Source organism: Milkweed yellows phytoplasma str. MW1 (genome assembly GCF_000309485.1).
Classification (GTDB): domain Bacteria; phylum Bacillota_I; class Bacilli_A; order Acholeplasmatales; family Acholeplasmataceae; genus Phytoplasma.
The window spans coordinates 1-4,362 of sequence record NZ_AKIL01000138.1 but is presented as its reverse complement, the minus strand read 5'-3'; the positions used below and the strand labels follow the sequence as shown (position 1 = coordinate 4,362).

The 4,362-nt window shown below is 27.9% G+C and carries 3 protein-coding genes; all 3 read right to left on the bottom strand.

Annotated elements, in window-relative coordinates; genetic code table 11:
* Positions 1–90: 90 nt before the first annotated feature.
* The gene (locus tag RI76_RS02440) at positions 91–318 is read right to left on the bottom strand and encodes a hypothetical protein (RefSeq protein WP_017192561.1); all 228 of its coding nucleotides are present in this window, start codon (positions 316–318) and stop codon (positions 91–93) included.
* Positions 308–2,722: an endopeptidase La gene (gene lon, locus RI76_RS02435; RefSeq protein ID WP_017192560.1), complete on the bottom strand. Its 2,415-nt coding sequence runs from the start codon at positions 2,720–2,722 to the stop codon at positions 308–310. Before lon ends, RI76_RS02440 begins: the two co-directional genes overlap by 11 nt.
* A 122-nt stretch (positions 2,723–2,844) precedes the next feature.
* Complete coding sequence (gene tig, locus RI76_RS02430; protein ID WP_017192559.1) at positions 2,845–4,179, bottom strand: trigger factor; 1,335 nt, start codon at positions 4,177–4,179, stop codon at positions 2,845–2,847.
* Between the last annotated feature and the right edge of the window lie 183 nt (positions 4,180–4,362).

Sequence of the window (4,362 nt, the reverse complement as noted above, 5' to 3'; positions counted from 1 at the left end):
TAATTTTTATAAAATATTTTGTAACTAAAGTTATTTTAACATATAAAATAACGAATGTCAATATTTTATAACAAAAAAAATATCTTTTTTTTACTTATGTTCTGTAATGAAAGCTGAAAAAAAGAGGATAAAAACTAAGATAAAAATGATTTTATCTAAAGGGGAACTTTTTCCTTGAGCACTGTTATCGCCATATTGTTCTGTAAAAGCGTCTACAACGCTTTTTTCAGAAGAAAATAAGATGCCTAAAATAATTAAAACAGCAACTGGATATACTACATAATTACTTGTCAATATTTGCATTTGACTAAAGGACATTATTATAAACCTCTTCTTTTAAAAGAACTAAAGCTTTTAAAAACACATCATCAGCGTTTTGAATAGCGATAATTTCTAATTTTTCTCTTACTTCAATAGGAATTTCATCCACATCTTTTAAGTTATCTTTAGGAATGAAAATTGTGTTAAGTCCACTTCTATTAGCGGCGATAGCTTTTTCTTTCAAACCGCCAATCGGTAAAACAGAACCTCTTAGAGTTATTTCTCCTGTCATTCCTACATCTTTACGAACATATGTTCTTTTGATAGCTGAATAAATAGAAGTTGCAATAGTAACGCCTGCGGAAGGGCCATCTTTAGGAATAGCACCTTCTAAAAAGTTAATGTGGAAATCATTTTCATCAAAAATTTTATAATCAATGCCTAATTTTTCCGCATTAGCTTTTAAAAAACTAAAAGCCGTAAAAGCGCTTTCTTCAATCACTTTGCCTAAATGACCGGTAAGAACTAATTTACCCTTACCTTTATAATAAGTCGCTTCTACTGGCAAAATATCTCCGCCAAAAGAAGTATAAGCCAAACCGTTCACCACGCCAATTTGAGGTTTTTCTTCCATTAATAAATGTTGGAAAATAACTTTACCTAAATATGTTTCGATGTTGTTTTTATCGATTTTCACTTTTTCAACTTTATTGATTAAAATTTCTTTAACAGTTTTACGTATTAAATGAGCTATTTTCTTAGTTAAATTTCTCACGCCAGCCTCTTTAGTATAATGTCTGATGATATAAAGCAAGGTTAAATCGTCAATTTCGAATTGAGTTTCATCAATGCCGTGCTCTTTTAACTGTTTAGGCAATAAATGTTCTTTAGCGATAATTAATTTATCTTGTTCTGTATAAGAGCTTAGTTCAATCACTTCTAAACGGTCTCTTAAAGGATGAGCAATAGCGCTTAAATCGTTAGCAGTTGTGATAAATAAAACTTGCGATAAATCAAAAGGTTCAGATAAATAAAGATCGACGAAATTTTGGTTTTGTTTCGGATCAAGAACTTCTAATAAAGCTGAAGAAGGATCATGATGCGAATTAGTCACTAGTTTATCGATTTCATCTAATAAAAATACTGGATTTCTCACGCCTGCATCTTTTAAACCGCTCAAAATACGCCCTGGCATAGCACCTACATAAGTTCTTCTATGTCCTCTTATTTCACTCTCTTCTTGCATACCGCCTAAAGATTGTTTAACAAATTTACGCCCTAAAGCTTCAGCGATAGAAATAGCTAAAGTAGTTTTACCAACGCCAGGAGGTCCTGATAAACAAAGAATAGTTTGAGCGTTTTTCTTAGTCATGATTTTGACTGCTGCGTATTCTACAATACGTTCTTTAGCCTTAGCTAAACCGTAATGGTTTTTTTCTAAAGTAGCTTGTATTTTTTCCAATTCGTTAACATCTTTACTTGTTTTTTGCCAAGGCAAAGCTACTAAAAAATCTAAATAATTACGAATAACAAAGGAATCAGCTACTGCTGAGGAGATAGATTGATAACGAGAAAGTTCTTGTAAAGCTTTTTCTTTAATTGTTTTAGGCATATTAGCGTAATTAATTTTTTTTCTTAATTCTTCAATTTCTTCTTCTTTTTTAACTTTATCGCCTAATTCGTTTTGAATAACACGTATTTTTTCTCTTAAATAAAATTCTTTTTGATTTTCATCAATACTACGTTTAACTTCTTCGTTAATTTTATTTTCTAACTCAACTACGTCTATTTTAACTCTAATATCTTGCAAAATATAAACTAACCTTTTGTTTAAAGAAGGTTCTTTTAAATATTTATATTTTTCTTTTTCTTCTATTCTTAAAGCAAAAATAATTAAATCAGCTGCTTTTTCGGTTGTTACGCCGTTTTGTATTTGTTCTAAAAAACTATTTTCAGAAATTAATAAAAACTGACTTATATTTGAAGTAATTTGTTGAATGATTAATTTGATTAAAGTTTGTTCTTCTTGTAAATCACCTAAAACTGTAGGAACATTCAGAAATTTAGCACTATATAAATCATCTTTTTTCGTTAATTTCTGCGTTTTAACACGATTTAAAATACGGAATTTAACTTTGTAAAGAGAATCATCAATTTTAATAGCAAGTAAAACTTTAGCTAAAACGCCGTATTTTTCTATATCAGAAACTTTCGGTTCTTCATGTAAAAAATTTTTTTGTAATAAAATGACCACGTAAGCAGATTCAAGCAATTCTGATTGCTTAATAGCGTTGATAGAAAAAGAGCGTCCTATTTCAATTCTAAAGTCATTAGAAGGAATGGGTACAACATTTCTCACAATAACAACAGGCAATTCGTTAGGAATAATATCATCATTTATTTTTGCTTTATTTTTTTTATCGATTTTTTCTGTTTTATCAATGTTTTCTTTTTTATTCATTCGATTCACCACTCATCCTTTTTTTTATGCGTGAAGTTAAATTAATATTATTTTGTTCATTTTCATTAAGACTATAAATTATATTATAATCTAAAAAGATTTTTTATTGTGAAAAAAATAATTTATTTATTTTCTTTTGTTGTCTCTGGTTGGGAAACTTCTTTTTGTTCTTTAAAAACAACTTTTGTAATTAACAAATCGCCAGCTTTAATTTGAGATAAACCGTTTTTGATGTTTTCCACAGCATAATTTTCTTTTAATTTATCTATAGGAATTTTATAATATGCGCTTATTTGTTGGTATCTGCGTTCTATCTCTTCCGGAGTCGCTTGTATATTTTCTTTAGTCACTACTTCGTCTAATAAGAAATTAATTTGAACGTTTTTTAAAGCTTGTTCATAATTGTTTTTTTCATATTCTTCTTCGTTAGAATTAGTCATTTTTAAATATTTTTCTAAATTCATGTTTTGTTTTTGTAGTTGAAAAGCAAATTGTTGTTTGATATTTTCTACTTCTGTTTGTACAAAATGTTGAGGAACTTTTAAAGTAGAATTAGCGATTAAATATTCAAAAACTTGTTGTAGAACTTCGTTATTATATTCTGAATTGTTTTGATTTTCTAAATGTTCTTTAATGTTTTTTTTCAACTCATAAACTGTTTCAATATTAGGTAATTTTAAATTTTTAATAGATTCATCCGTTACAACGAATTTTTGAGGAGTTTTCATTTCTTTTAAAAAGATTTGAAAAACCGCTTCTTTTCCAGCTAATTCTTTTTTACCATAATTGTCAGGAAAAACCACTTTTATATCTCTTTTTTCTTCTCTTTTCATTCCTAACATACCTGTTTCAAAACCAGGAATGAATTGATTAGAACCAATCTCTAAACTGTAATTTGTCGCTTCTCCGCCTTCAAAAGGAATGCCGTCCACAAAACCTTTAAAATCGAAAATAGCTATATCGCCCATTTCTAAAGGAGTGTCAGTTTTTTTTGGCGCTAATGTTTCGTTTTGTTTTAATAACAAATCCATTTGCGCTTGAACATCTTCATCAGTGACATTTTTTCTAAAATCATTTAATGTAATTTTTTGGTAATCACATATTTTTACTTCTGGTTTTAAAGCCATTTCTAAACCGAAACTAAAAGGTTTTTTTCTGTCTAATTTTTCAATATCAAAATCAACTAATTTAGGTTCTCCTACAGTTTTAAATTCTTTATTAGTTAATATTTCTTGAAATTTTTCTACATATATGATGCAGAAAGCATCTTTATATAAAGCCGAAGGGCCGTAATGCTTTTCAAAAACTTTTTGGGCAGCATGTCCTTTTCTAAAGCCTTTAATTTCTACTTTAGGTTGAACTTTGTCAAAAGCTTTTTTGATATAAGATTCGAATTCATCGACAGACACGTCAAAGTGATATTGTACAAAATCGTTATTATTTTTTTTAATTTGCATGTTTGATTACCTATATTTTATAAATTTTTATTTATGTAATGATTAGAATGACAAAATAAACCCATTCTAATAATTACATTTTTATATCTTTTTTAGTTTATTTAAAATTAAAAATGAAGTTTCATAAAAGAAAATACATTATTTATAATTAATGTAAAGTTGATAAAAATAATGCTTTATGTA

What these genes read in the sequence shown, in the direction of transcription:
- RI76_RS02440 (WP_017192561.1), bottom strand. Translation starts at nt 318, where the DNA reads ATGTCCTTTAGTCAAATGCAAATATTGACAAGTAATTATGTAGTATAT.
- lon (WP_017192560.1), bottom strand. Translation starts at nt 2,722, where the DNA reads ATGAATAAAAAAGAAAACATTGATAAAACAGAAAAAATCGATAAAAAA.
- tig (WP_017192559.1), bottom strand. Translation starts at nt 4,179, where the DNA reads ATGCAAATTAAAAAAAATAATAACGATTTTGTACAATATCACTTTGAC.